23 protein-coding genes are annotated in these 25514 nt (G+C 37.9%); 13 read left to right on the top strand and 10 right to left on the bottom strand.

Features of this window, described 5'->3' with window-relative positions:
• Nucleotides 1–8: 8 nt before the first annotated feature.
• Entirely contained in the window at nucleotides 9–1049 is a 1041-nt protein-coding gene (locus MR054_RS13425; protein ID WP_242086914.1) for a GMP reductase, read from the top strand.
• 122 nt (nucleotides 1050–1171) lie between these two features.
• Here MR054_RS13425 and MR054_RS13420 read toward each other — a convergent pair whose 3' ends face one another.
• The 4 genes from MR054_RS13420 to MR054_RS13405 all read right to left on the bottom strand — a co-directional run bounded on the left by MR054_RS13420 (nucleotide 1172) and on the right by MR054_RS13405 (nucleotide 5653).
• Nucleotides 1172–2587: a fasciclin domain-containing protein gene (locus tag MR054_RS13420; RefSeq protein WP_242158339.1), complete on the bottom strand. Its 1416-nt coding sequence runs from the start codon at nucleotides 2585–2587 to the stop codon at nucleotides 1172–1174.
• A 198-nt stretch (nucleotides 2588–2785) separates the two neighbouring features.
• Nucleotides 2786–3391 carry an MSMEG_1061 family FMN-dependent PPOX-type flavoprotein gene (locus tag MR054_RS13415; RefSeq protein ID WP_242158338.1) on the bottom strand — a complete coding sequence of 202 codons (606 nt, stop codon included), beginning with the start codon at nucleotides 3389–3391 and terminating at the stop codon, nucleotides 2786–2788.
• Nucleotides 3392–3417: 26 nt separating this feature from the next.
• Entirely contained in the window at nucleotides 3418–4368 is a 951-nt protein-coding gene (locus tag MR054_RS13410; RefSeq protein WP_420868348.1) for an NAD(P)H-dependent flavin oxidoreductase, read from the bottom strand.
• A gap of 55 nt (nucleotides 4369–4423) precedes the next feature.
• Nucleotides 4424–5653: a class I SAM-dependent rRNA methyltransferase gene (locus tag MR054_RS13405; protein ID WP_242158384.1), complete on the bottom strand. Its 1230-nt coding sequence runs from the start codon at nucleotides 5651–5653 to the stop codon at nucleotides 4424–4426.
• Between the two features lie 129 nt (nucleotides 5654–5782).
• On the opposite strand from MR054_RS13405, the gene MR054_RS13400 reads away from it, so the two are divergent.
• Nucleotides 5783–6283, top strand: a complete 501-nt coding sequence (locus MR054_RS13400; protein WP_242086906.1) for a nicotinate-nucleotide adenylyltransferase — start codon at nucleotides 5783–5785, stop codon at nucleotides 6281–6283.
• Nucleotides 6284–6412: 129 nt separating this feature from the next.
• Here the strand turns inward: MR054_RS13400 and dnaK are convergent, their stop codons facing one another.
• On the bottom strand, nucleotides 6413–8329 hold the full coding sequence (gene dnaK, locus MR054_RS13395) for a molecular chaperone DnaK (protein ID WP_242086903.1): 1917 nt from the start codon (nucleotides 8327–8329) through the stop codon (nucleotides 6413–6415).
• A 275-nt stretch (nucleotides 8330–8604) separates the two neighbouring features.
• On the opposite strand from dnaK, the gene MR054_RS13390 reads away from it, so the two are divergent.
• Entirely contained in the window at nucleotides 8605–10029 is a 1425-nt protein-coding gene (locus MR054_RS13390; protein WP_242158337.1) for an L-serine ammonia-lyase, read from the top strand.
• 4 nt (nucleotides 10030–10033) lie between these two features.
• Here the strand turns inward: MR054_RS13390 and MR054_RS13385 are convergent, their stop codons facing one another.
• Entirely contained in the window at nucleotides 10034–10495 is a 462-nt protein-coding gene (locus tag MR054_RS13385) for a nuclear transport factor 2 family protein (protein WP_242158336.1), read from the bottom strand.
• 118 nt (nucleotides 10496–10613) lie between these two features.
• Between MR054_RS13385 and panB the strand changes: the two genes are divergently transcribed.
• From panB to MR054_RS13370, 3 genes are all read left to right on the top strand, one after another.
• Nucleotides 10614–11432 carry a 3-methyl-2-oxobutanoate hydroxymethyltransferase gene (gene panB / locus MR054_RS13380; protein ID WP_242158334.1) on the top strand — a complete coding sequence of 273 codons (819 nt, stop codon included), beginning with the start codon at nucleotides 10614–10616 and terminating at the stop codon, nucleotides 11430–11432.
• A 165-nt stretch (nucleotides 11433–11597) separates the two neighbouring features.
• Complete coding sequence (locus tag MR054_RS13375) at nucleotides 11598–12110, top strand: hypothetical protein (RefSeq protein WP_242158332.1); 513 nt, start codon at nucleotides 11598–11600, stop codon at nucleotides 12108–12110.
• A 123-nt stretch (nucleotides 12111–12233) separates the two neighbouring features.
• Nucleotides 12234–12926 (top strand): RluA family pseudouridine synthase, encoded by a 693-nt coding sequence (locus MR054_RS13370; RefSeq protein ID WP_242158330.1) that lies wholly within the window; start codon nucleotides 12234–12236, stop codon nucleotides 12924–12926.
• Between the two features lie 11 nt (nucleotides 12927–12937).
• On the opposite strand, the gene MR054_RS13365 is transcribed toward MR054_RS13370, so the two are convergent.
• Together MR054_RS13365 and MR054_RS13360 are read right to left on the bottom strand one after the other, a co-directional pair.
• The gene (locus tag MR054_RS13365; protein WP_242158328.1) at nucleotides 12938–13564 is read right to left on the bottom strand and encodes a CPBP family intramembrane glutamic endopeptidase; all 627 of its coding nucleotides are present in this window, start codon (nucleotides 13562–13564) and stop codon (nucleotides 12938–12940) included.
• 2 nt (nucleotides 13565–13566) lie between these two features.
• Complete coding sequence (locus MR054_RS13360; RefSeq protein ID WP_242158383.1) at nucleotides 13567–14025, bottom strand: Lrp/AsnC family transcriptional regulator; 459 nt, start codon at nucleotides 14023–14025, stop codon at nucleotides 13567–13569.
• Nucleotides 14026–14180: 155 nt separating this feature from the next.
• Here MR054_RS13360 and MR054_RS13355 point away from each other — a divergent pair, with 155 nt between their 5' ends.
• Nucleotides 14181–15413: an aminotransferase class I/II-fold pyridoxal phosphate-dependent enzyme gene (locus MR054_RS13355; RefSeq protein WP_242158327.1), complete on the top strand. Its 1233-nt coding sequence runs from the start codon at nucleotides 14181–14183 to the stop codon at nucleotides 15411–15413.
• A 5-nt stretch (nucleotides 15414–15418) separates the two neighbouring features.
• On the opposite strand, the gene MR054_RS13350 is transcribed toward MR054_RS13355, so the two are convergent.
• Nucleotides 15419–16441, bottom strand: coding sequence for a metal-dependent hydrolase (locus MR054_RS13350; protein WP_242158325.1), 1023 nt, complete (start codon nucleotides 16439–16441; stop codon nucleotides 15419–15421).
• Nucleotides 16442–16540: 99 nt separating this feature from the next.
• Here MR054_RS13350 and nhaC point away from each other — a divergent pair, with 99 nt between their 5' ends.
• Nucleotides 16541–18013: a Na+/H+ antiporter NhaC gene (gene nhaC, locus MR054_RS13345; protein ID WP_242158324.1), complete on the top strand. Its 1473-nt coding sequence runs from the start codon at nucleotides 16541–16543 to the stop codon at nucleotides 18011–18013.
• 106 nt (nucleotides 18014–18119) lie between these two features.
• Nucleotides 18120–18758 (top strand): peroxiredoxin, encoded by a 639-nt coding sequence (locus MR054_RS13340; protein WP_242086880.1) that lies wholly within the window; start codon nucleotides 18120–18122, stop codon nucleotides 18756–18758.
• Between the two features lie 131 nt (nucleotides 18759–18889).
• On the opposite strand, the gene katG is transcribed toward MR054_RS13340, so the two are convergent.
• Nucleotides 18890–21067: a catalase/peroxidase HPI gene (katG, locus tag MR054_RS13335; RefSeq protein ID WP_242158323.1), complete on the bottom strand. Its 2178-nt coding sequence runs from the start codon at nucleotides 21065–21067 to the stop codon at nucleotides 18890–18892.
• A 203-nt stretch (nucleotides 21068–21270) separates the two neighbouring features.
• Between katG and tpx the strand changes: the two genes are divergently transcribed.
• From tpx to lolA1, 4 genes are all read left to right on the top strand, one after another.
• Nucleotides 21271–21774 (top strand): thiol peroxidase, encoded by a 504-nt coding sequence (tpx, locus tag MR054_RS13330; RefSeq protein ID WP_242086876.1) that lies wholly within the window; start codon nucleotides 21271–21273, stop codon nucleotides 21772–21774.
• 9 nt (nucleotides 21775–21783) lie between these two features.
• A complete protein-coding gene (locus MR054_RS13325) occupies nucleotides 21784–22152 on the top strand; it encodes a diacylglycerol kinase family protein (protein ID WP_242086874.1) in 369 nt (122 codons plus the stop codon).
• A 105-nt stretch (nucleotides 22153–22257) separates the two neighbouring features.
• Nucleotides 22258–24639 carry a DNA translocase FtsK gene (locus tag MR054_RS13320; protein WP_242158322.1) on the top strand — a complete coding sequence of 794 codons (2382 nt, stop codon included), beginning with the start codon at nucleotides 22258–22260 and terminating at the stop codon, nucleotides 24637–24639.
• 107 nt (nucleotides 24640–24746) lie between these two features.
• Complete coding sequence (gene lolA1, locus MR054_RS13315; RefSeq protein ID WP_242086870.1) at nucleotides 24747–25388, top strand: outer membrane lipoprotein periplasmic chaperone LolA1; 642 nt, start codon at nucleotides 24747–24749, stop codon at nucleotides 25386–25388.
• The last annotated feature ends 126 nt before the right edge of the window (nucleotides 25389–25514 follow it).

The following is a 25514-nucleotide window of genomic DNA, read 5'->3' as shown; positions in this document are numbered from 1 at the left end:
TTATTTCTATGCGTATTGAATACGATATCAAGTTAGGTTTTAAAGATGTCATGATTCGTCCAAAACGTTCTACTTTAAAAAGCAGATCGCAAGTAACTCTGGAACGCGAATTCAAATTTCTACACAGTCCACTAGTCTGGAAAGGTATACCTATTATGGCAGCCAATATGGATACGGTGGGCACCTTCGATATGGCAGCAGCTTTGGCTGAGAAAAAATTATTTACGACTGTTCATAAACACTATGGCGTTGAAGAATGGAATACCTTTACATCCAACATCCCGAAGGCGTATTATAATTATATCGCTGTGAGCACCGGAATAAGCAGGTCGGATTCCGAAAAGTTAAAGGGCATCCTTCAACATATGCCATCATTACAATTTATATGTATTGATGTGGCAAATGGCTACTCCGAATATTTTGCTGATTTCGTTAAACGCACAAGAGAAAACTATCCGAATAAAGTAATTATCGCCGGGAATGTAGTTACTGGTGAAATGGTTGAAGAACTGTTGCTATCTGGGGCGGATATTGTAAAAGTTGGCATTGGTCCTGGATCGGTTTGTACGACCAGAGTTAAAACAGGTGTGGGATACCCACAGCTTTCGGCTATCATTGAATGCTCTGATGCAGCACATGGATTAGGTGGACAAATTATAAGTGATGGCGGTTGTTCGTCACCCGGAGATATTGCAAAGGCCTTTGGTGCCGGAGCCGATTTTGTTATGCTGGGGGGAATGTTGGCCGGACATAATGAAAGCGGTGGTGAAATCATTGAACGAAATGGAAAATCCTTTCGTAAATTTTATGGTATGAGCTCCTCTACCGCGATGACCAAACATATTGGAGGTGTTGCCGATTACAGAGCAAGTGAGGGAAAAACTGTGGAAGTGCCTTATAAAGGAGAAGTTGAACCAACCATTCAGGATATTCTTGGAGGCTTACGCAGTACCTGTACTTATGTAGGAGCTGCACGCTTAAAAGAGCTTACCAAGCGCACTACATTTATCCGGGTAAATGAACAAGAAAACCAAATATATTCGGAATAGAAATCGATAAGATTTAAACTTTCATAACAAAAAAAGGGCATGGCTTTAAATAAAGCCATACCCTAAACTAACCCACTAACTAATCAAATTTTTATTTTTCTTTTTCTTTTTCTATTCAGATTTTAAGGCACTAAAACTTCATCAATGACATGAACCACTCCATTTGTAGCTTGAACATTTAATAAACTTGGAACTAACATTGCACTACCATCAATCGTTAATGATCCCAAATCCAAATCAAAATCACCATTTAATGTTGAAACAGGTCCCGTTGATAAATCGCTGGAATAAACGCGTCCTTCGACCACGTGATAGAGTAATATATTGGTTAATGTTCCCACATCAATACCGCTTATCACCGTTTTGGCTTCATCTACATCGCTCAAACCTAAAAATTCTAGAAAAGCTGCATTGGTTGGCGCGAAAACGGTAAGTTGTTCATAAGGACCTTCACCACTTAATACCCCGGCTAAACCAGCTGTTGTAGCCGCCTCCAGAAGTAGAGAAAATTCTGGATCGAAGCTAGACGCTAACTCAACTAAATTAAGGGTTGGTGGCATGAGTACTTTATTGATGGCATGAACCACTCCATTAGTAGCCTGCACATTAGCCATAATCACATTGGAGTCATTGATATACACCATAGGTGCCATGTCTAAATTAACCTGCACAGCCGCACCATTTAAAGTTGGCACGAAACCATTCGACAATTGATTGCTAAATACATAGCCGTCCACTACATGGTATAACAAAATTTGGGTTAATAAATCCATGGGAATGTCGTCGAGACTGGTAAATGGTGTGGCTTCCAATAAATCCACAAACGCTTGATTTGTAGGAGCAAATACGGTAAATGGTCCTCCACCGGCTAGTGTTTCTCCAAGGCCAGCCTTGGTAACGGCCTCAACCAGAATAGAAAATTCCGGATTCTGACTGATGGCCAATTCTACAAGATTCATAGACGGTAACATTAATACACTATCCAGTATATGAATAACACCGTTTCTAGCCTTAATATCAGCGGTAGTCACTATGGAGTTGTTAATTAACACCTGATCTCCATCAACATTCACAATAACATCTGTTCCCTGAACGGTTGGCACAGGACCGGAAACTAAGTCCGAACTGTAAACCGGTTGTCCTACAACATGATATAAGAGAATATCTACAATACCGGGAACCTCTGCTATATTTTTTTTGTTTAATCCAATGGCCTCGAAAGCCTTATCCGTCGGTGCAAAAACAGTTAATCTGTTTTTAGAAACCGTACTGGCCAATTTTGTTTTCGCTAAGGCCACACTCAGAATCTCGAAGGTCGGTTCTGAATCCGAATACTTATCATCACTAATTTTGGCATTCGATGCAGTTCTATTGTAGGATTCTAATATCTCTACAATGTTTGGTTCTAAAGCCTGAGTATCTAACATTTCAGCATCTTCATTGCTACATGAGAATGTCAGTAGGATTAAGGAAAATAAAAAGAGGGGTAATTTGAAATTGAGATTGGGGCGTTTTGGTTTTGTTGTCTCTGTTTTCATTACTTTTTGTTTAAGATTTTAAATTATTCGTTAAACATAATATTTTTGTTTAATTTTTACAAGTTTTTATTAAACAAAAAGATGAAAGGTAAAAAAAATACGTCGAAAGACATAAATTAACCACTAAGTTACGTCACAAGATACTAAGGGCGTTCTTAAAAAAAATGAAAAATACATTTGATGGAATGGATAGGGTAATTATAAATCTTTTTTGTATCGCTTTATCATATCCTCATGACGCTCCGGCTTAATGTCCATTCCAATTTGATCATTAAGCATTTTTCCCATAGTAGGAAAAGTATCCCTTTTAATTTTGGATGTGGGATCCCATAATTGAGATCGCATAAACGCTTTAGCACAATGCAGAAATACTTCCTCAATGGTGACTACAATGCAACATTTAGGTTTATTTTTTTCATCTGAAAAAAGAGCTAAATGGTTTTTAAGAATGGAAATTTGTGCTTTACCATTAACTCTTAAGGTTTCATCCACTCCAGGGATAAAAAATAAAAGCCCAATGGCTTTGGTTTCAATTATATTGGTCAAACTGTCCAATCTATTATTACCCCTGGCATCAGGAATAAGTAATTGATTCCTATTGAGAATTTTTACAAATCCCGGACGCCCACCTCTGGGAGAGGCATCTAAGTTTCCTTGACGGTTATACGTTGATAAAACTAAGAAGGGTGCTTGTTCGACAAAATTAATACTGTGCTTCTCCAATGAATGCAATACTTTAAGCTTCGCTCGTCCACTCGGAAATCCGTATAATTCCCGAAGCTCTTGTATACTGGTTATATTCATGTGTACAATAAAGATTAAAATTAAAGTTAAGAAATCAATTTTTTTACAATTTCCTTTACTGGAAGGATGGCATGGGTATGTTCTATACTGGGTCCAGCTACCCACACGGTTTTATAAGTTGCTTTAGTGGCGGCATTTTTGGTTGCATTCATGCCTATGGCAAACCGAATTAATTTTACCCATTTTTTCAAGGATTTATTTTTGTTTAATAGCTTCTCAATCCAAGTTGCCTTTGTTCCTATTTTCTGGACATAAGGTGTATTGATCACGGTACAAGGGGTTCCGGAGATACGCTCGGTCATTACAATATCATTGGCTCCATAATCTACGCAAGCCTTCTTGTAGGCTTCGGTAACATTGGCCTCTTCGGAAGCTATAAATGGACTACCCACCGAAACCCCTGCTGCTCCATAATTTAGCATTTTATCCATATCCGCCTTGCACCCTACACCTCCAGCAGAAATAATAGGAATATTACAATGAGCGACTAGCATCTTAATCAGGTTCTCAGGGGACATCCCACCCCTATGGCCCCCGGCTTTGTTGTTTACAGCAATAATAGCATCGGCACCAAGCCGTTCAACCTTTTGGGCATAGTTTAAATCGACCACATCACAAAACACCTTAATCCCTACTTTATGGGCCTGATTGATGGTTTCTTCCGGGCTACCTAGGGAGGTTATGATAAAATCGCAACCTTCATGACACAATACCTCTAATTGGGCTTTATACTTGACATTTGATTTGTTGACAATTAAATTAAACCCAAAAGCGCCTCCTTCGACCTTGGCCTCATGCAATGCTCTTATCGCATTTTGGAGTTCATCCAATGTCCTGTAGTTTAGAGCTGGAATACAGCCTGCAATACCACTATTCATAGCTTCTTTTACCATGACAACATTGGAAACAAGGAACATTGGTGCTTGAATTATTGGATATTTAATATGAAGAATATCGGTAAGTTGTACAGACATCATGTAACGTATTAATTGCTTCAAATATACAAATATTATGCATGCATAATAAAAAATATCAGTCCTTAAACCTGTAATATGCACACTTTAAATAGGCTCCTTCAGGGAATCCTATGGGGTGGTCGATATCATGTTCTGTTTTAGCAATCAGCTCAAATGTTCTGCTTGTAGAACTCAATACCTGTTTGTTGATATCAAAAAAGGTTTGTGCCAAAACTCGGGATGAACATGATGCCAAAACGAGCAATCCGGACTTTGCAGTTAACTTTTCACCTAATTGGGCTAATTGTGCATATTTCTTTTTGGCTAATTCTATTTCGGTATGTTGTTTCGCAAAACTGGGCGGATCTATCACAACAACATCAAAGGTCTTCCCTACTTTTATAAGGTTATTTAATTCTTGAAAGGCATCTCCATCAATAATTTTATGTTCTCCGGAATATGAATTTAAAGCAGCATTGCATTGGGCTGCCTTTAAGGCTTGCTTACTAATATCTAAACTCGTAACTTCTGTTGCACCATTAATCAGGGCATGAACCGAAAACCCTCCTGTATAGCAGAAAACATCTAAAACGGTTTTTCCTTTACTCCATTCCCCAACTTGCTTTCTATTGGCACGGTGATCCAAAAAATAACCCGTTTTATGTCCCTGTATCACATTGGCAGAGAATTTTACCCCATGTTCTACAAATTCTACATCTTCATGCTCTAAAGTACCATAAACCACTTCACCATCGACGAATTTATTAGCTTTTGAATGTTGTAATTTTCTACTTAACCGAATTACAATGCATTGAGTTTTAGATAATCGTTTTAAATTTTGCAAAATCATTTCTAAATAAGTCAACCAAATCTCCGAATATAATTTAACAACCAAAACTTGGGCATATACATCAGCTATTAGTCCGGGAAAACCATCATTTTCACCAAACAGAAAACGATAACTGTTGGTGTTTGTTTTTAATAGAGGTAAACGCTTTTGGTAAGCATCTTCTATTCTTCTTTTGAAAAATGACTCGTTAATAACCTCATTATTGGATCCATAATGTAGCATTTTAATCCGAATAGGAGATTGAGCATCATACAACCCCAGCCCAATAACCTTATTTTTATTTTGGCTAAATATAACAACCAGGTCCCCTGTTCCGGCATCATCGTTAATCTTGGTGATACTATTAGAAAACACCCAGGGATGGCCCTTTAAAACAAACTGTTCTCCTTTGGAATTCAATTTTACGGCAATCCGCTTTGTGTTGTATTTATATTTTATTTTCTCTGAAAACAGCATTGCAAAAGTTTTGTTCACAAATAAACTAAATAATTAATTTAGGATATACTAAATTTCGCTGATATTTATCATTGTGTATACTGTATTTAAAAAATACATTTAGATGAATAACCCTAAAAACTTGTTATCATGAAAAAATTAATTTTTGGTCTCATTGGTTTTAGTCTATCTCTAGCAATTTATGCACAAAACCAGCAATTACCTGCTGTGGAAATCACGGCAGTGAACTATAAATATCTGAGCACTGTTGATACAGAGGATACCGATTTAACTGTTCAGAAATTAGAAGAACAAGTGGCTATGTACGATTTAAAAAGTTCCGATCTTTATAACGACGTATACGACACTTATACTGTATCCTTTTATATCCCAAATGGAGCTATTTTAGCCGCTTACGATAAAAATGGTGAAATATTAAGAACTATCGAAAGATTTAAAGATGTCAAATTACCTAAAAAGGTACGAGAAGCTCTTGGTACACGCTATCCAAACTGGAATTTTGAAAAAGATGTTTATCATGTGACCTATTTCTCTAAAGGGGCAAAAGTGAAAAAACAATACAAAGTTAAACTTACTAACAACGATCAAGTTATTAGAGTAAAATTAGATGAAACTGGTGATTTTCTATAATAAATAAACCATGAAACACAAAAAACGCAACCAGTTTGGTTGCGTTTTTCTATGACCACTTTTTACATTCAAAGCAACAATATATTTAATTTTCTTGATGTCCACCCTATAGAAGGGAATCAGGAACGTCTATTTCACTTCCTCGAAGTCTACGTCCTCAACGTCGCTTCCTTCAGCCTTACTATCTTGTTGACCTGCATCAGGTCCCGACTGTCCATCGGCACCAGCTTGCTGTTGTGCTTCGGCTTGTGCTTTGTACATCTCTTCTGATGCCAGTTTCCAGGCCTCATTTATTTTTTCCAGCGCGGGTTCAATTACCCCAAGATCTTTAGATTCGTAAGCTTTTTTCAATTCTTCCAGGGCATCTTGGATTGGTTTTTTCTTATCTTCAGATAATTTATCGCCGAACTCTTCCAACTGTTTTTCTGTTTGGAAAATCATAGAATCCGCTTCATTAAGCTTTTGTGCTTTTTCAGCAGCCTGTTTGTCGGCTTCTGCATTGGCTTCAGCATCTGCCTTCATTTTTTTAATTTCCTCTTCTGTCAATCCTGAAGAAGCTTCGATTCGAATATCCTGTTTCTTACCTGTGGCTTTATCCTCGGCTGACACCTTAATAATACCATTGGCATCAATATCGAAGGTTACTTCAATCTGAGGTGTACCGCGTCTGGCAGGAGGAATTCCATCTAAATGGAAACGGCCTATAGTCTTGTTATCAGCTGCCATAGCACGTTCTCCTTGCAATACATGAATTTCCACCGAAGGCTGGTTATCAGCCGCAGTTGAGAACACCTGTGATTTCTTAGTAGGAATAGTCGTGTTCGCCTCTATCAATTTGGTAAACACGTTACCCATAGTTTCAATACCTAATGACAACGGTGTAACGTCTAATAATAATACATCCTTAACATCACCCGTTAATACCCCACCCTGAATGCCAGCGCCAAGAGATACGACTTCATCCGGATTAACGCCTTTACTTGGCGACTTACCAAAGAATTTCTCTACTGCTGTTTGAACAGCGGGAATACGTGTTGAACCACCTACCAAAATAATTTCGTCAATATCACTTTTACTTAAACCTGCTGCTTTTAATGCAGATTCACAAGGTGCAATGGTACGCTTCACCAAATCGTCAATTAATTGTTCGAATTTTGATCGTGTTAACGTACGCACTAAGTGCTTTGGTCCACTGGCCGTAGCTGTTATATATGGTAAATTGATTTCCGTTTGGGTTGAAGATGATAATTCAATCTTCGCTTTTTCAGCGGCTTCCTTTAAGCGCTGAAGGGACATTGGATCTTGTCTTAAATCCATATCCTCATCTTTCTTAAATTCATCTGCCAACCAATTAATGACTTTTTCATCGACATCGTCACCTCCTAAATGGGTGTCACCGTCTGTAGATAAAACTTCAAAAACACCATCACCCAATTCAAGTATGGAGACATCATGTGTGCCCCCACCGAAGTCGAACACTACTATTTTTTGGTCCTTACCTCTTTTATCTAATCCATAAGCCAAAGCTGCTGCTGTTGGCTCATTGATAATGCGCTCTACTTTCAATCCAGCTATTTCTCCAGCTTCCTTAGTCGCTTGGCGCTGAGAATCGTTAAAATAGGCTGGTACAGTGATCACTGCTCTGGTTACATCCTGACCCAAATAATCTTCGGCAGTTTTCTTCATTTTTTGAAGTATCATAGCTGATAATTCCTGGGGTGTATACAACCGACCATCAATATCCACTCGTGGCGTGTCATTATCGCCTTTAACTACCTTATAAGGTACGCGTTCCGCTTCCTTTTTAGATTCAGAATATTTATTACCCATGAAACGTTTTATAGAATAAACGGTTTTCTTTGGGTTTGTCACTGCTTGTCTCTTTGCTGGGTCACCAACTTTTATTTCACCACCTTCAACAAATGCAATGACAGATGGCGTTGTGCGCTTCCCTTCAGCATTTGGGATTACAACGGGGTCGTTTCCTTCCATTACAGAAACGCAGGAGTTGGTTGTACCTAAATCTATTCCAATAATTTTACTCATGATATATGATACTTTATAATTGTTGATTTTTCGTTTTAAATTCGTAATGTACAAGTCAATGATTATGCCAACAGAAATAAACTGACACAGTGTCATATTTAGTAATTACAAGACTTTGTAATTAATTAGTTTCACACTGAGAATCAGCAAAAAATGATAATTTTTTGTGTCATGGCCGCAAAAGCATTCATAAACTTGATTCCTTTGCGTCGTGATGATATAAAATCCATTTATATTTATCAACTCGTATTAACCCTTACAAAATGATATAATCAATGGAATGTATTTCGGTTTTCGACATGTTAAAGATTGGTGTGGGGCCCTCGAGCTCCCATACTTTAGGACCATGGCGTGCTGCCGAAAGATGGATCCAAGAGTTGAAAAAAACCCATAAATTTGAAAATGTAAATCACATTACCATCGATCTTTATGGTTCTTTAGCACTCACTGGAAAAGGCCATGCTACCGATTCTGCGGTTATGCTGGGATTAAGTGGTGCCGACCCAGAAACTATTCCGACAGAGCAGATACCCAAAATTATTTCTCACATCGAAAACACCAACGTATTACAGCTCAATAATGAACGTCCTTTGGGATTTAATCCAAAAACTGACATTGTATTCCATAAAACGTTTTTACCTTTTCATTCTAATGGTTTACGATTTTCAGCCATAATCGATGGTAAAGCATCACGTGCTACGTACTATTCCATTGGCGGTGGTTTTGTAGTACAGGAAGAACGTAAAAGAGCCAAGGCCAATAAAGCTATTTTTTACCGCACTTTTCCATACCCAATAGAAACTGGTAAAGATTTACTTCATTATTGTAGTCAGTTAACTAAATCTGTTTCTGAGGTGGTCTTGGAAAACGAAATGTCGATAAGAAATGATGTCACCATTGATTTTGAACTTGAACGCATTTGGAACACGATGTTGGAATGCATGTACAATGGATGCCATACGGAAGGTCATTTACCAGGAGGTCTAAATGTTAGACGACGGGCCTACGATACTTATGCCACTTTAAAAGGTGAATTCCCCTATCGTTCTCCGCAGGAATGGTTAAATTCCATAAGAAAAACAGAGGTAAAGTTTAGGCAAATTTTAAAATGGGTAAGTTGTTTTGCACTGGCCGTGAATGAAGTTAATGCCTCCCTGGGACGGGTGGTTACAGCTCCTACAAATGGGAGTGCAGGTGTAATCCCAGCCGTATTAATGTATTATTTGGTTATCGAAAATCATGAAGGGAATTTTAAACATATTAAACAATTCTTATTGGTTGCTGGAGAAATTGGTAGCATCTTTAAAAAGGGGGCGACCATAAGTGCAGCAATGGGTGGGTGTCAGGCAGAAATTGGAGTCTCCTCAGCGATGGCTGCTGCTGCCTTATGCGAATTATTGGGTGGCACCCCGGAGCAAGTCTTGGTAGCTGCCGAAATAGCTATGGAGCACCATTTGGGGCTGACCTGTGATCCCATTGGTGGTTTGGTTCAGATACCGTGTATAGAGCGCAATGCCATGGGTGCCATAAAAGCTATAAACGCTGCCGAATTGGCTTTGGATACCGATCCTCATAATGTAAAAGTCCCCCTTGACAAAGTGGTGTCAACGATGTGGGAAACAGCGAAGGATATGAATACCAAATACAAAGAAACCAGTGAAGGCGGGCTTGCTGTGGGAGTCCATTTAACAGATTGTTAATTTACTACTGGTTTTCGCACCCTTTACGTCGTCTGGTGTCCATTAAATAAATGATTTTCCATTGTTCTCCATTCTTGAACAGTTGAAAGGAATTTACACCACAATGACTAAAGGTACCATTGAACCAAAACTCGTATGGGGTCCATGCATTGGCCATATTACCGTCTATTTTTATGGTGTAATTTAAGAGGCGTTCGTCCCATTTCTCATCGGCAGGTCGGTTGGCAACGGCATGAATTAATTTTTGCAGATCATCGGTAACCAGAATATCCTGGCCTTCCTTCTTTTTAAAAGCAGTTTGCAGTAATACCTTATCTGCTAAAACCGATTTCATAATAGTAGTATCACCCAAGTGAAACCCTTCAAAAAAAGTATCGACAGTCTCACGGACCTTAAGGTTTTCATCATCCTGAGAAAATGCTGCTGCCGTTGTTAAAACAACGAGATAGTATAAGATGCGCTTCATAATTTGAGTTTTGGTCTAAATTAAGACAACGGCAATAAAGCCGTATGGGTTTAAAGAAAAGTTTAACAGTATATATTTTTAAATTACTATTTTTACAAACGATCAAAAACTAACTAAAATGTCTACCGCTAAAAAAGAGTACAAGCGCATTACGGTCAAAACCCTAGTGGATATGAAGGCTAATGGTGAAAAGATATCCATGTTAACAGCTTATGACTATACCATGGCTAAAATTGTTGATGGTGCCGGTGTGGATGTGATCTTAGTAGGGGATTCAGCAAGTAATGTAATGGCCGGTCATGAGACCACCTTACCCATTACCCTGGACCAAATGATTTACCATGCTTCGTCTGTAATAAGAGCTATAGAGCGTGCTTTAATAGTTGTAGATTTACCCTTTGGCAGTTATCAAAGTGACCCAAAAGAAGCCTTACGCTCTGCCATTCGTATCATGAAAGAAAGTGGAGCTCATGCGGTTAAATTAGAGGGTGGTAAAGAAGTAAAGGAGTCCATTAAGCGCATCTTAAATGCTGGCATTCCCGTTATGGGCCATTTGGGTTTGACCCCTCAATCCATTTATAAATTTGGAACCTATACGGTTCGTGCCAAAGAAGAAGAAGAAGCGAAACGACTCATAGATGATGCCATAATGCTTGAAAAAGCAGGATGTTTTGGTATAGTACTTGAAAAAATCCCTGCAAAACTAGCCAAAGAGGTAGCTGAAAGTGTTTCCATTCCCATTATTGGAATTGGTGCAGGCAATGGTGTTGACGGACAGGTACTTGTACTGCACGATATGCTTGGAATGACACATGAATTTCATCCGCGGTTTTTGCGTCGTTATATGAATTTATATGAGGATATGACCAAGGCCATGGAACAGTATGTCGCCGATGTAAAAAGCATGGACTTCCCCAATAATAATGAGCAATATTAATGTAATTGATTATTCATACTCCAGCATAACATGTTCTTTCTTTTGACAAGAATTATGACTCAAACAGTACGCTGATATTTTTTTGTAAATGTTAGATAGCTAACATTATAAGTCAATGAGATATAATAGTTTTGAGCTATTACTAATCTTAAAAAGCTATTGAACATGAAAATTACAGTTATTTTTTTAGTACTCACAGGGTGGTTAATGGTGTGCACCGGGTGTTCCAATGAAACTCAAGAGGTCATACCAGTCCAGAAGGTGAATAATTTAGAACTTCTGCAGTACATGGCCGATGTTTCCTCCGGTCTAAACCCTACCAGTAAAACCAGCTCCAATTCCAAATCAGAGCGTTCAGAACGTCAGCGCCCTCCAGTTTGGGTAGATTGTATTGAATTTACAGCTATTGTGGTACCTGCAACTTTTAAGCCTTCCAGTGGCAATTTTGATGAATTGTACATGATGCCGGAGGCCATGTTTTATGGTGGACTTCCATTAATCTCCGATTCTAAACCAGGTGATCAGGATTACAATGGTGGCCGTTGGCATATGAATCTTTTAAAAGAAGGAGTCGATGCCAATAAATATGCCATGGCTTGCTCGGAAGAAGACTTAGATCTTGATGATTTTGAATCCATAGAGATGTATTTTGAATGCCCCCTACTTCCAAAAAGATAAGTCAATCTTAATTTAAAAATAGGATGGGAATACGTTGTGTATTCCCTTTCTTTTTTTTGATAATCGGGTAGATTATTCAGTACCATATTGTATAAATATCATAAGTTTGCTTTTTCAGAATTTATGAAGACCGTATCCAATTTTTCAAACTTACTCGTACTTTATGAAGATAACCATATTATTGTCGTAAATAAGCGTGCCGGGGACATTGTTCAAGGGGATAAAACAGGTGACACACCTCTGAGTGAAATCGTTAAAGCCTATATCAAAAACAAATACAACAAACCGGGAAATGTCTATTTAGGCGTAGTACACCGATTGGACCGACCTACAACAGGACTCGTCATATTTGCCAAAACAAGCAAAGTACTACCCCGTTTAAATAAATTGTTTCTTTCAAAAGACATATACAAAACCTATTGGGCCGTGGTTAAAAGCAAACCGCCAAAACCTGAAGACACCTTAATCCATTGGCTTAAAAAGAACCCTAAGAACAATAAATCGATAGCCTATTTAAATGAGATCAAGGATAGTAAAAAAGCGATTCTTCATTATCACATCAAAAAACAATTAGACAACTATTACCTGCTCGAGATCAACCTGGAAACGGGCCGACACCACCAAATACGATCGCAACTATCAAGCATTGGCTGTCCCATAAAGGGCGATTTAAAATATGGATTTGACCGCAGTAATAAAGATGCAAGTATTCATTTGCATGCCAGATCTATTGAATTTATACATCCTGTGAAAAATATTCCAATAAAGGTTATGGCCCCTTTACCCATAGATCCGGTTTGGGATGCCTGTGTTTGACCATAAAAAATTTATTGAGGAAATCCTAACATTTCACCCATACCCACCGTAAACAACCAACAGCCATAAATGGCATGTTCAATGGAAACCAAAAATGTGGAATTGGTTTTATAATAGGTCATAGCGAAAAGGAATCCCCCCAAAAAGGTCAGTACCAAAACGAGTTCATTCTTAAAAAACATATGGCCTACTGAAAATACGAGGGCATTCGTAAACCATAAAAGTTTTTTATGTCTAATATGAGGTGCATATCGTTTAAAGAAAAAAGTTCTGTAAACTATTTCTTGAGGATATACAGATAAAACGGTGTAAACAAAAAGTATGAATAGCCATAGTCCGGGTTTATTGATTATGACGTGAAACAGTGCAACCTTATTGGTAAACCAAACAAAAATTGTGGTTAGCACGGAAATGGCGCAGAACTTTAGCAAGGTTTGTTTCCAAAACCAATACCAATTTAAATCCTTATTTATTTTTAAATCTACCTGTTCCTTTGTAACTAAAATATAGATGATATATATAAAACCAAGTAGTCCGACACTAAGTTTAATCCAAATCGGATAATCAAAAATAAAGGCAATGGGCATTGCTATAAAAATGATAAAAAACTCAATGATTTTATAAAAAAGGGTATTCATTTTTAAAAGCCAATGGCGGTTGAATGCTTAACTTCGTTAATAACAAACATGCTGTGTGTACTTCCTATGTGGTTAATCGTAGTTAACTTTTTTACCATGAATTCCCTGAATGCAGCCATATCTTTTACAATAACTTTTAACAAGTAATCGTAATCGCCACTAATATGATAACACTCCAATACCTCATTTAAGCTGGCAACTTCCTTTTCAAATTTTATAACAAATTCCTGTGAGTGTTGAACTAATTTAACATGACAAAATACCACAAAAGCCTTATCAATTCTTTCTTTGTTCACTAGAGCCACATAGCTTTCAATAAAGCCCTCCTTTTCCAGCTTTTTAATGCGTTCGTAAACCGCAGTTACAGAAAGATTCAATTTAAGTGAAAGCTCCTTGTTGGTCTGTTTACTATCCTCTTGTAAATAAGTAAGCAATTTTTTATCGATAGCATCAAAAATCATAATCGAATATTTTTCATAAAACCGTATATATACCATCAAATATATTAATTTATATCTACTATTTATAATTTTTATAGTTTTATATTCTTTATAATATATTAATCATTGATTTTTATTCTAAATATACCGATATTTGCAATATCATAAAGAAAGTTATGGCATATAACCCCGCAAACCATATTCAAGATTTACAATATTTCGGTGAATTTGGAGGTGTTAACCCTTCCATTTCCGATTCATCAACCTATACCTTTTTATCAGCCAAAACAATGTTCGACACCTTTGAAGGCAATGCTGATGGCTGTTATCTTTATTCTCGTCATTCATCACCCTCAAATTTGTATTTAGGTGAAGCCCTTGCTGCCATGGAAGATACCGAAACAGCAAATGTTTCGGCATCAGGAATGGGTGCCATTACCTCGGTATTGTTACAACTTTGTCATTCAGGCGATCATGTGGTATCCAGTAGAACCATCTATGGTGGAACATATGCGTTTCTAAAAAACTTTGCTCCGCGACTAGGCATTGAAACTACATTTGTAAACATAACTAATGTGGAGCAGGTAGAAATGGCCATTACCAAAAATACCAAGGTTTTATATTGCGAATCGGTGAGCAATCCTCTTTTAGAAATTGCTGATATCAAAGCCCTCTCTAAAATTGCAAAAAAACACAATCTACAGCTCGTAGTGGATAATACATTTTCTCCTTTGTCCATTTCTCCGGCAAAGCTAGGTGCCGATGTTGTGGTACACAGTTTGACCAAATTTATTAATGGCTCCAGTGATACGGTTGGAGGTGCAGTTTGTGGTTCTCAAGATTTTATTAACCGTTTGCGTAATGTTCATGACGGTGCATCCATGCTACTTGGGTCTACAATGGATAGCCTACGTGCTGCTTCCATTTTAAAGAACCTGAGAACACTGCATATTAGAATGCAACAACACAGTAAAAATGCCCTGTTTTTAGCTAAGAAATTTGAAGCTGATGGTTTAAAAACCGTATATCCCGGACTGGAATCGCATCCATCCCATAATTTATTTAAGAAAATGATGAATGCACCATATGGTTATGGGGGTATGTTAACCATTGATGTAGGTACTATTGAGCGCGCCAATGATTTGATGGAACTCATGCAACATAGAAACCTTGGTTATTTAGCCGTTAGTCTGGGATTTTATAAAACCTTATTTAGTGCTCCGGGAACCTCAACCTCTTCCGAAATTTCTGAAAATGAGCAAAAAACTATGGGGTTAAGTGACGGACTTATACGTTTTTCTATTGGATTGGATGCCGATATTGAACGCACCTATAATAAGATGCGCACTTGCATGGAAGAACTGCACATTCTCAAACCAAATCTGCAATCCCTAAACTTGGGTCTGTAAAACATTTAAATACCTTTTGCGCGCTTCCAAATAGACTGTATGGCCACATTAATTTTTTCGGTATTTCGCTCAAAAGGCCTCATATTTAATCGTTTGTCGTCATGATAAAGGACAAAACTAAACACTGAAGAATTAGGATCATTCTCATCAAGAAGTGGATATCGTAAATCATTATATTGGTATTCGTTTTGATTGATTTTATAAATGCTGTAATATCCGTTACTAAACCAAGCTAAATTTATAATATCCTGATACTGCAAAGGATTTAAGTCCCGTTGTTTTGGAAGATTACTAAAATTCAGAAATCTGTTGCCAGTATCCAGTAAGGAGTACTCTGCAACAACATAAGTATCGTCGGTCTCTGCGATGCCATACCAAAGTATATTAGAAAAGAGGGTTGGCTGGACTAAAAATCGATTAAATTCTATGGCCTTTTCATTCAACGATGCTTTGAAAATATGGTCAATATAAAGCTTATTGCCAATGGTAAACAACATATAAAATGAGCTCAAACCGATACCCCACTTTAACCACAATCGCCGTTTCATCGAGGCCCTATTAAAAAACATCACCCCGATAAGAGCAATTAAAAAAGGTACGGTATAGGCCGGATCAACAACAGCAATGTTATTAAAGGCAACTCTGTAATTGGTAAATGGAGCAAAAATTTGAGTGCCATAAGGTGTAAAACAATCCAATATAGGGTGTGTAAATAGAGACCAAAAGAATAAGTGTATCCAGTTTTTTTGAGTTGTTGTATGGGTTCGCTTACCCGTATTATACAATTTAAAAATAAACCAACCCATAAAAAAGGATGCTGTAATGGAAAAGAGAAACGAATGCATAAATCCACGATGAAACAACATCGCATCTATTTCATTACCGTATAGCCATCCCCCCACATAAACATCTAGATCCGGAATAGTACCCCCTATGGCCCCAAATAGCAAGGCTCTATTGCCTATTTTTTTGCCTAAAACAGCCTCTCCACAGGCAGCTCCTAATACAATTTGGGTTAACGAATCCATAGATTATCAGAAAAGTTAGGAAGCAAAGGTAAGCACAATACACATTCATTTGCACAGCTAATATGAAAATCGTAACATTACGGGTTTAAACAGGTGTTCATGAAAGACAGTAGTAACCTTTCCAAAATTAAAGTCGACCATCAAAACATAATTGAGAACAAAGAATTAAATATATGGGAGGCCTTAATTCCTGTTTTCATTTTAATGGGGTTGTTATTCTACAATATTCAATTCCAGGATGGCGAATTATTGGGTGAATATTCTAATCAGTTCATACTTTTAATAGGCGGTATCATTGCCGCCGTTGTTGGATTTTTTAACAAGGTTTCATTATTCAATATGTTAACCGAAATTTGGGAAAATCTTAGAAGTATTTTCATTCCTATTCTTATTTTATTATTGGTTGGTGCATTGGCTGGAACCTGGCTGGTTAGTGGTGTCATCCCAGCCATGGTCTATTATGGTTTACAGGTATTAAATCCATCCATATTTTTACCGGCTTGTGTGATTATTTGTGCCTTGATATCTATTGCTACAGGAAGTTCATGGACCACCTCTGCCACTGTTGGTATTGCTTTGGTTGGTATTGGTACCGCTCTGGGCATTCATACGGGAATGATTGCCGGTGCAGTAATATCAGGGGCCTACTTCGGAGATAAAATGTCACCGCTAAGTGATACAACCAATTTAGCACCGGCCATTGCTGGAACCGACCTATTCACCCATATTCGATATATGACGATTACAACGGTACCGTCAATTTTAATTACGTTGGTGTTTTTCTCTGTATTAAGCACCTTAATCGACACTACGGGTCGTGCAGATTTGACCGATTTATTGAGCGCTATAGATACAACGTTTACGATTTCACCATGGTTATTTTTGGTGCCTCTGGCTGTCATAGCATTAATTTTAATGAAAACCAAGCCTTTAGTTGCCTTGGCCTTGGGTGTTATTTTTGCGGCAGTGTTTGCTTTTATTTTTCAATCTTCAGTTTTAAGTGGTTTAAATGATTCTAAACTCTTTGCCGTATTGAGCTCCGTGGTAACGGATACTCAAATTAGTACAAATAATGAAAGTCTCAATGAGCTGTTTTCGTCAGGTGGTATGCAAGGTATGCTTTGGACTATTTTCCTAATTATAAGCGCCATGATCTTTGGCGGAATTATGGATGGTATTGGTGCACTTGCCAGAGTGACTAAGGCCTTGCTTACTGTAGCCACTTCCGTTTTTGGTTTATTTGCAAGTACGGTATTGAGTTGCATAGGCTTAAACACCATTGCCTCCGATCAATATTTGGCAATTGTTATTCCTGGAAAAATGTTTAAAAATGCGTTCGATGACAGAGGCTTAGCACCTGAAAATTTAAGTCGGACATTGGAAGATTCAGGGACAGTAACTTCTGTTTTGATTCCTTGGAATACCTGTGGTGCCTATCAATCTGGTGTTTTAGGTGTTGGCGTATCCGATTATTTTATGTATGCGATCTTTAATTGGTTAAGCCCATTTACTACATTATTTTTTGCTGCCTTCAAGATAAAAATTAAGCAATTAAAAACTAAATTGGCATAAACTATCATTCCATAGAGAATAAAAATTATCCGGTGTTGCCAATCCTATCCCATACTCTATATTTGCAGCTGTTTTTAAATTTTTAACTTTTAAATTAATTAAAAAAATGGCTGTATTAGTAGGTAAAAAAGCTCCTCAATTTAATGCACAGGCTGTCATAAACGGCGGTGAATTTGTAACTCATTTTTCCTTGGATCAATTTATAGGAAAAAAACATGTGGTATTATTCTTTTACCCCAAGGATTTCACTTTTGTGTGCCCCACAGAATTGCACGCGTTTCAAGCAAAATTAACTGAATTTGAAGCCAGAAATACGGCTTTGGTGGCAGTCTCTACAGATACTGAGCAATCCCACTATGGATGGTTGCAAATGGATAAAAACCAAGGTGGTATTAAAGGCATTACCTATCCTCTCATAGCGGATACCAATAAGACCATTTCCACCAATTATGATGTATTGGCCGGAGAAACCTATTATGATGAAAATGACATGTTACAGGCCGATGGTGAACTTATTGCTTACCGTGGATTGTTCTTAATCGACAAAGCGGGTATCGTTCGACATCAAATTGTTAATGATTTACCCCTGGGTAGAAATGTGGATGAAGTATTACGGATGGTTGATGCGTTGCAGTTTGTAGAAGAAAATGGAGAAGTTTGTCCCGCGAACTGGAATAAGGGAAAATCGGGCATCCAAGCCACGCATGAAGGCGTGGCCGAGTTTTTAGAGAAGCACGTAAACTAAGCTTGTCGGAATAAGGTACAAAAAGGCCTGTTGGAAATATACCAACAGGCCTTTTGCGTTCATAACGGTTTGGGATTCAAAACATGTTTAAGTTTCGTTTCTCTAAGCACATTACGGGTATGTATAAGACATTAATCTAAGTCAAACCGATCGGCATTCATAACCTTAACCCAGGCATTAACAAAATCCCTGACAAATTTGACTTTGTTATCATCTTGTGCATAAACCTCGGCATACGATCTTAAAATAGAATTCGAACCAAATACTAAATCTATTCTGGTAGCCGTCCATTTAGTTTCACCTGTTTGACGATCTCTAATGTTATATATGCCGTTACCCGCAGGTTTCCACTCGTAAGCCATATCGGTCAGATTTACAAAAAAGTCATTAGTTAAGGCACCCTCGTTTTCCGTAAACACGCCGTGTTTGGTACCTCCGTGATTGGTTCCTAATACTCGCATTCCACCAACTAAAACGGTCATTTCCGGAGCGGTTAAACCCATTAATTGTGTTCGATCCAACAGCATTTCTTCCGGACTCACAACATAATCCTTTTTCAGCCAGTTCCTAAATCCGTCAGCCAAGGGTTCCAAAGGCCCAAATGATTCCGCGTCTGTCATTTCTTTAGAGGCATCACCACGACCGGGAGCAAAAGGTACTGTTATTTCCAAACCAGCATTTTTAATGGCATTTTCAACTCCAATATTTCCGGCCAAGACAATGGTATCGGCCATACTGATACCGAATTCGGAAGCAATAGGCTCCAAAGTTGACAGTACTTTTGCCAATCGTGAAGGTTCATTACCTTCCCAATCTTTTTGAGGTGCCAGACGAATACGGGCTCCATTGGCCCCTCCCCTAAAGTCTGACCCCCTAAATGTTCTGGCACTATCCCATGCGGTTGATACCATTTCAGAAATGGAAAGGCCTGAAGCCGCAATTTTTGCTTTTACGGCATCAACATTGTATTCCTTGTTTCCCTTTGGAATGGGATCTTGCCAAATTAAATCTTCCTTTGGGACATCCGGACCAAACCAACGATCTTTTGGTCCCATATCACGATGGGTCAATTTGAACCAGGCACGAGCAAATGCATCTGAAAAGGCATCAAAATCATCCTTAAACTTCAAGGATATTTCTTTGTAAACAGGGTCCATTTTCATAGCCATATCGGCATCTGTCATTATGGGATTGTGAGGGGTAGTAAGATCTTCAACATCAACCGGCATATCCTTTTTATCAATAGTTTTAGGCTCCCATTGCCAAGCGCCAGCCGGACTTTTGCGAGATTCCCATTCGTGATTGAAAAGCATTTCAAAATACCCATTATCCCACTTGGTAGGATGGGTTGTCCAGGCGCCTTCAATTCCACTTGTTACTGTGTCTCTGCCCTTTCCTGTTCGAGTCGGATTGGACCATCCAAATCCTTGTTCCTCAACCGCGGCACTTTCCGGGTCCGGACCAAGTATACTGGCATCACCATTCCCATGGGTTTTACCAACGGTATGACCCCCTGCCGTCAAGGCTACAGTCTCTTCATCATTCATGGCCATTCTTTTAAACGTCTCTCTCACCTGAGCACCCGTTTTTAAGGGATCTGGATTACCATTAACACCTTCAGGGTTAACATAAATTAACCCCATTTGTACGGCAGCTAATGGATTTTCCATAGTTTCAGGATGATCAACATTCTCATAACGTTCATCACTTGGGGCTAGCCATTCTTTTTCTGCACCCCAATAGGTGTCCTTTTCAGGTCCCCAAATATCTTCACGACCAAAAGCAAAACCATAGGTTTTTAACCCCATACTTTCATAGGCTATATTTCCGGCCAGAATAATCAGATCTGCCCAACTTACTTTGTTACCATATTTCTTTTTAATGGGCCATAGTAAACGTCTCGCCTTATCCAAACTAACATTATCTGGCCATGAATTAAGTGGTGCAAACCGTTGGTTTCCAGTTCCTCCACCTCCACGACCATCAGAAATTCTGTATGAACCAGCTGCATGCCAGGCCATTCGAATCATTAAACCACCATAGTGTCCCCAGTCTGCAGGCCACCACTCCTGGCTGTCTGTCATAAGATCATGAAGATCTTTTTTTAAGGCTTCAACATCTAAGGTTTTTAATGCTTCTCTGTAATCAAAATCTTCTCCCAATGGATTAGTTTTAGTATCATGCTGATGTAATATGTCCAGATTTAATGCATTAGGCCACCAATCCATTACAGATTTTTGAGTGGCAGTATTTGCACCATGACTGAATGGACATTTACCCGTTCCATTTAAATGTTTATTGTTTTCCATTAATACAGTTTTATTTTAATTAAATTACGAATCGAATAAAAATAAGAATTAATAATTTAAGAAAATTCAAATTATATCTTAATAAATTATATTAAAATTGATAAAACTTATTAGGATTGAACTTTTTAAATAATTTTAAAATTACGAACCCCAAACGATTTAATATTCTTATTTTTAAATCCTAATTAAAACATATTTTAAAAATGGCAATACTATCGTTAAAAGGAACTACAATTAACTCAAAAGGAGAGCTGCCCAAGGTTGGTGAAAAAGCTCCTGATTTTGAATTAGCAGCAGCCGATTTATCAAATAAAACCTTGAATGACTATAAAGGTCATCGGGTGATCATGAATATTTTCCATAGCATAGACACTGGCACTTGTGCAGCATCGGTAAGGGCATTTAACAAGCAAGCAAGTGAATTAGACAACACAAAAATTCTATGTATTTCTAAAGATTTACCCTTCGCCATGAGTAGATTTTGTGGTGCTGAGGGAATTGATAATGTTGAAGTTCTTTCCGATTTTCGAGATGGGAACTTTGGAGAAGCATACAATTTAACTTATATTGATGGTCCTATTCGTGGCCTATTAGCACGATCCATAATCGTCCTCGATGAAACAGGAAAAATTCTTTACACCGAACAGGTTCAAGAAGTAGTCGAAGAACCAAACTACGATGCAGCTTTAGAGGCATTGGGCTCTTAAAAGATATCAATGTCCAGTAAAGAGTCTTTCTTAGTCAATCGATTAAAAAGTATCAAGTATGCCTTTCACGGCGCATTTTTACTGATAAAAAAAGAGTCTAGCATCAAAATCCAGGTTTGCATTGCGATTGCTATTACTCTAGCCGGTTTTATTTACAATATTTCAACAACGGAATGGATGGCACAAATTTTGGCAATTGCTCTGGTCATTGGTACGGAAGCGCTAAATACTGCTATTGAAGAAGTTGCTAATTTTATTCATCCTGAATATCACAGTAAAATAGGTTATATAAAAGACATTGCTGCCGGAGCGGTATTTATTGCGGCTTTTTTTGCTTCAATTATCGGTTTAATGATATACCTTCCCAAGGTATTTTAAATACTATTGCTCATAGGATAACCATTTGTAATTTGTATTTTTGTGGCATTTTAAAAACAATTCTTTTGAATACTCGTTTTAACCTATTTTTGAATTGATGCGCTAATGGCTAAAACTAAATCTAAAAACATATCCAGGCAAAAACGCAAATGGCCAGGTTTTAAGTTGTCCAGTCAACAAAAACTTGTCTTTGGTAGTTTTCTGGTACTTTTTGGCATCCTTTTGTTCATCGCTTTTGTCTCCTATTTTTTTACTGGAGAAGCCGACCAAAGTACCATTAATGAATTTCTTTCCAGAGATGCAAAAGCCGATAATTGGCTGAGTAAAACGGGTGCCTGGTTAAGTGATCTTTTCATTTACAGAGGCTTTGGAATGGCTTCTTTTATCTTTTCAGGGCTTATCTTTCTTTCCGGAATTTATGTGTTAATGAATATCAACAAATCCAAGCTACGAACCCATTGGTTTTGGGGGACTTTAATTGTTATTTGGCTGTCTACGCTTTTTGGATTCTTTGCACAAGAAAGTGATATACTTGGTGGGATTGTAGGTTTTGAAATCAATACGTTTTTACAGGATTATATCGGGAAAATAGGTGTTATTATTGTATTGTTTTTCTTCTTAATTACCTATTTAGCCATTAGATTTAAACTGACATTCGAAAGCTTTGCAAAATTCTTTAAGTCAGCTAAAAATAACCTTTCGGATGAACTATCTGACTTTAAAGAGAATGAGACCATTGTACCTCTGGATAATAATTTATCTGAAGAGGCCGAAGCCATACGGTCGGCTTTTGAACTCGATGTAGACGATGATGAGCTCACTTTAAATAAAGACAATCTTAAGAAGACAAATGCCCCTTTACAGGTTAATGTGGCTCAAGATAAAGACGAAGATTCCCAAATAGAGATAACAGTTGAAAATGTGCAGGAAGAACATGCTGAAACAGATAATCTGGCCAATCAACTGGTTGAAGACTTTGGTCTTTATGATCCCACGTTAGAATTGGGAAAATACCAATATCCGCCTTTGGATTTGCTTAAAAAATATGACACGGAGGGGATCAAAATAAACCAAGAGGAACTGGAGGAAAACAAGAACAAAATTGTTGAAACCCTTAGCAATTATAAAATTGGTATTGCCAGTATAAAAGCCACAATAGGTCCAACCGTTACTCTGTATGAAATTGTTCCTGAAGCCGGAATTCGCATTTCAAAAATTAAAAATTTAGAAGATGATATTGCCCTATCATTATCGGCCTTGGGTATTCGTATTATAGCGCCCATACCCGGAAAAGGGACTATCGGCATAGAGGTTCCCAATAAAAATGCTACTGTGGTTTCGATGCGCTCCGTAATAGCATCCAAGAAGTTTCAAAATTCCGAAATGCAATTACCAATTGCTTTAGGTAAAACCATTAGTAATGAAACCCTGGTAGTAGATTTGGCCAAAATGCCACATTTACTTATGGCAGGTGCAACTGGTCAAGGAAAGTCAGTGGGATTAAATGTTGTTTTGACCTCCCTGCTCTACAAAAAACATCCTGCCGAAGTAAAGTTCATTTTAGTCGACCCCAAAAAGGTGGAGCTTACGCTGTTCAATAAGATCGAGCGACATTATCTGGCCAAACTTCCGGATAGTGAAGAGGCTATCATCACCGATAATACCAAAGTGATCAATACCCTTAATTCCTTGTGTATTGAAATGGATAACCGCTACGAACTACTTAAAAATGCAATGTGTAGAAACATTGCAGAGTATAATTCGAAGTTTAAGGCGAGAAAATTAAATCCAAATGAAGGTCACCAATATTTGCCTTATATTGTGTTAATAGTCGATGAATTTGCAGACCTGATTATGACTGCCGGGAAGGAAGTTGAAACACCAATAGCTCGCTTAGCGCAACTAGCCCGGGCCATAGGCATTCATTTAATTATTGCAACACAGCGGCCATCCGTGAATGTCATTACAGGAATCATTAAGGCAAATTTCCCCGCACGCATCGCTTTTAGAGTAACCTCGAAAATAGATTCCAGAACTATTTTGGATGGTTCGGGAGCCGATCAACTTATTGGTCGTGGAGATATGCTGTACACGCAAGGTAACGATTTAATACGTTTGCAATGTGCCTTTGTGGATACTCCGGAAGTCGAACGAATTACAGATTACATTGGATCTCAAAAAGCGTATCCCGAAGCTTATTTATTGCCAGAGTATGTTGGTGAGGAAAGTGGCACAAGTCTTGATATTGATATCGAAGATCGAGATAAGTTGTTTAAGGAAGCTGCCGTTGTTATTGTCACCGCACAACAAGGCTCCGCTTCGTTATTACAGCGTAAGCTAAAATTGGGGTATAATCGGGCCGGTCGGCTTATTGACCAATTGGAAGCTGCTGGGATAGTTGGTCCGTTTGAAGGTAGTAAAGCAAGGCAAGTTCTTGTTCCAGATCTGGCTGCTTTGGACGCTCTATTAGACAATGAAATCTTGTAATATGGTTAAAAATGTTACCATTAATTATTTTTATGATAACCTTAGGGCCCCGGTTAACTTATCGGGTGGTATGATCTCAAAAACATGTAACTATAGAAATTAAACCCATGAAAAATATTTTAATACTACTTTTTGTATTCATTGTCATTGAAGGTTATTCACAACAGGTGGATGAAGCCAAATCGTTATTAAAAGAAGTCTCCGAAAAGGTGAAAGGATATGATAATGTTTCCATTGATTTTAAGTATGTCTTAGAAAATACCGCCGAAAACGTAAGGCAAGAAACACGTGGCGATGTGGTGATGGAAGGTGATAAATACATTCTTAACATTTTGGGAATTACAAGAATTTATGACGGTAAAAATACTTATAATATAAGCCCGGAAGATGAAGAGGTGACCATCTCTTCCAATAACAGTGATGAAGAAGACAGTATCACCCCAAGTAAGATGCTTTCATTTTACGAAGATGGTTACACCTATTCGCTTGATATTGTTCAGAACGTAAGAGGCCGGAAAATCCAATATGTTAAGCTTGTTCCCATTGACTCGAATTCGGAAATTAAAAGTATATTATTAGGAATCGATGCCCAAACAAAACATATTTATAACCTCATACAAATTGGGAAAAATGGGACAAAAACAACACTAACCGTTAATTCTTTTCAAACGAATGAACCTATATCAAAAACCTTGTTTACTTTTGATGTCAATAAATTTAAAGAGTATTACATCAATAAATTAGACTAAGGTTATTTAATAAAAGAATAAGGATTACTCTAAGAGGTATCTCAATAAAAGTCATCAATTTTAAATTTCTATTTTGAGAACTAAGTGCTAAGGCCTATTCACAGTTCGAGGTCCATAAGAACGTCG

It is taken from the genome of Aestuariivivens sediminis, assembly GCF_022662105.1.
Lineage (GTDB): Bacteria > Bacteroidota > Bacteroidia > Flavobacteriales > Flavobacteriaceae > Aestuariivivens > Aestuariivivens sediminis.
The sequence above is the reverse complement of the archived record's forward strand: the minus strand, read 5'-3'. Positions and strand labels throughout refer to the sequence as shown.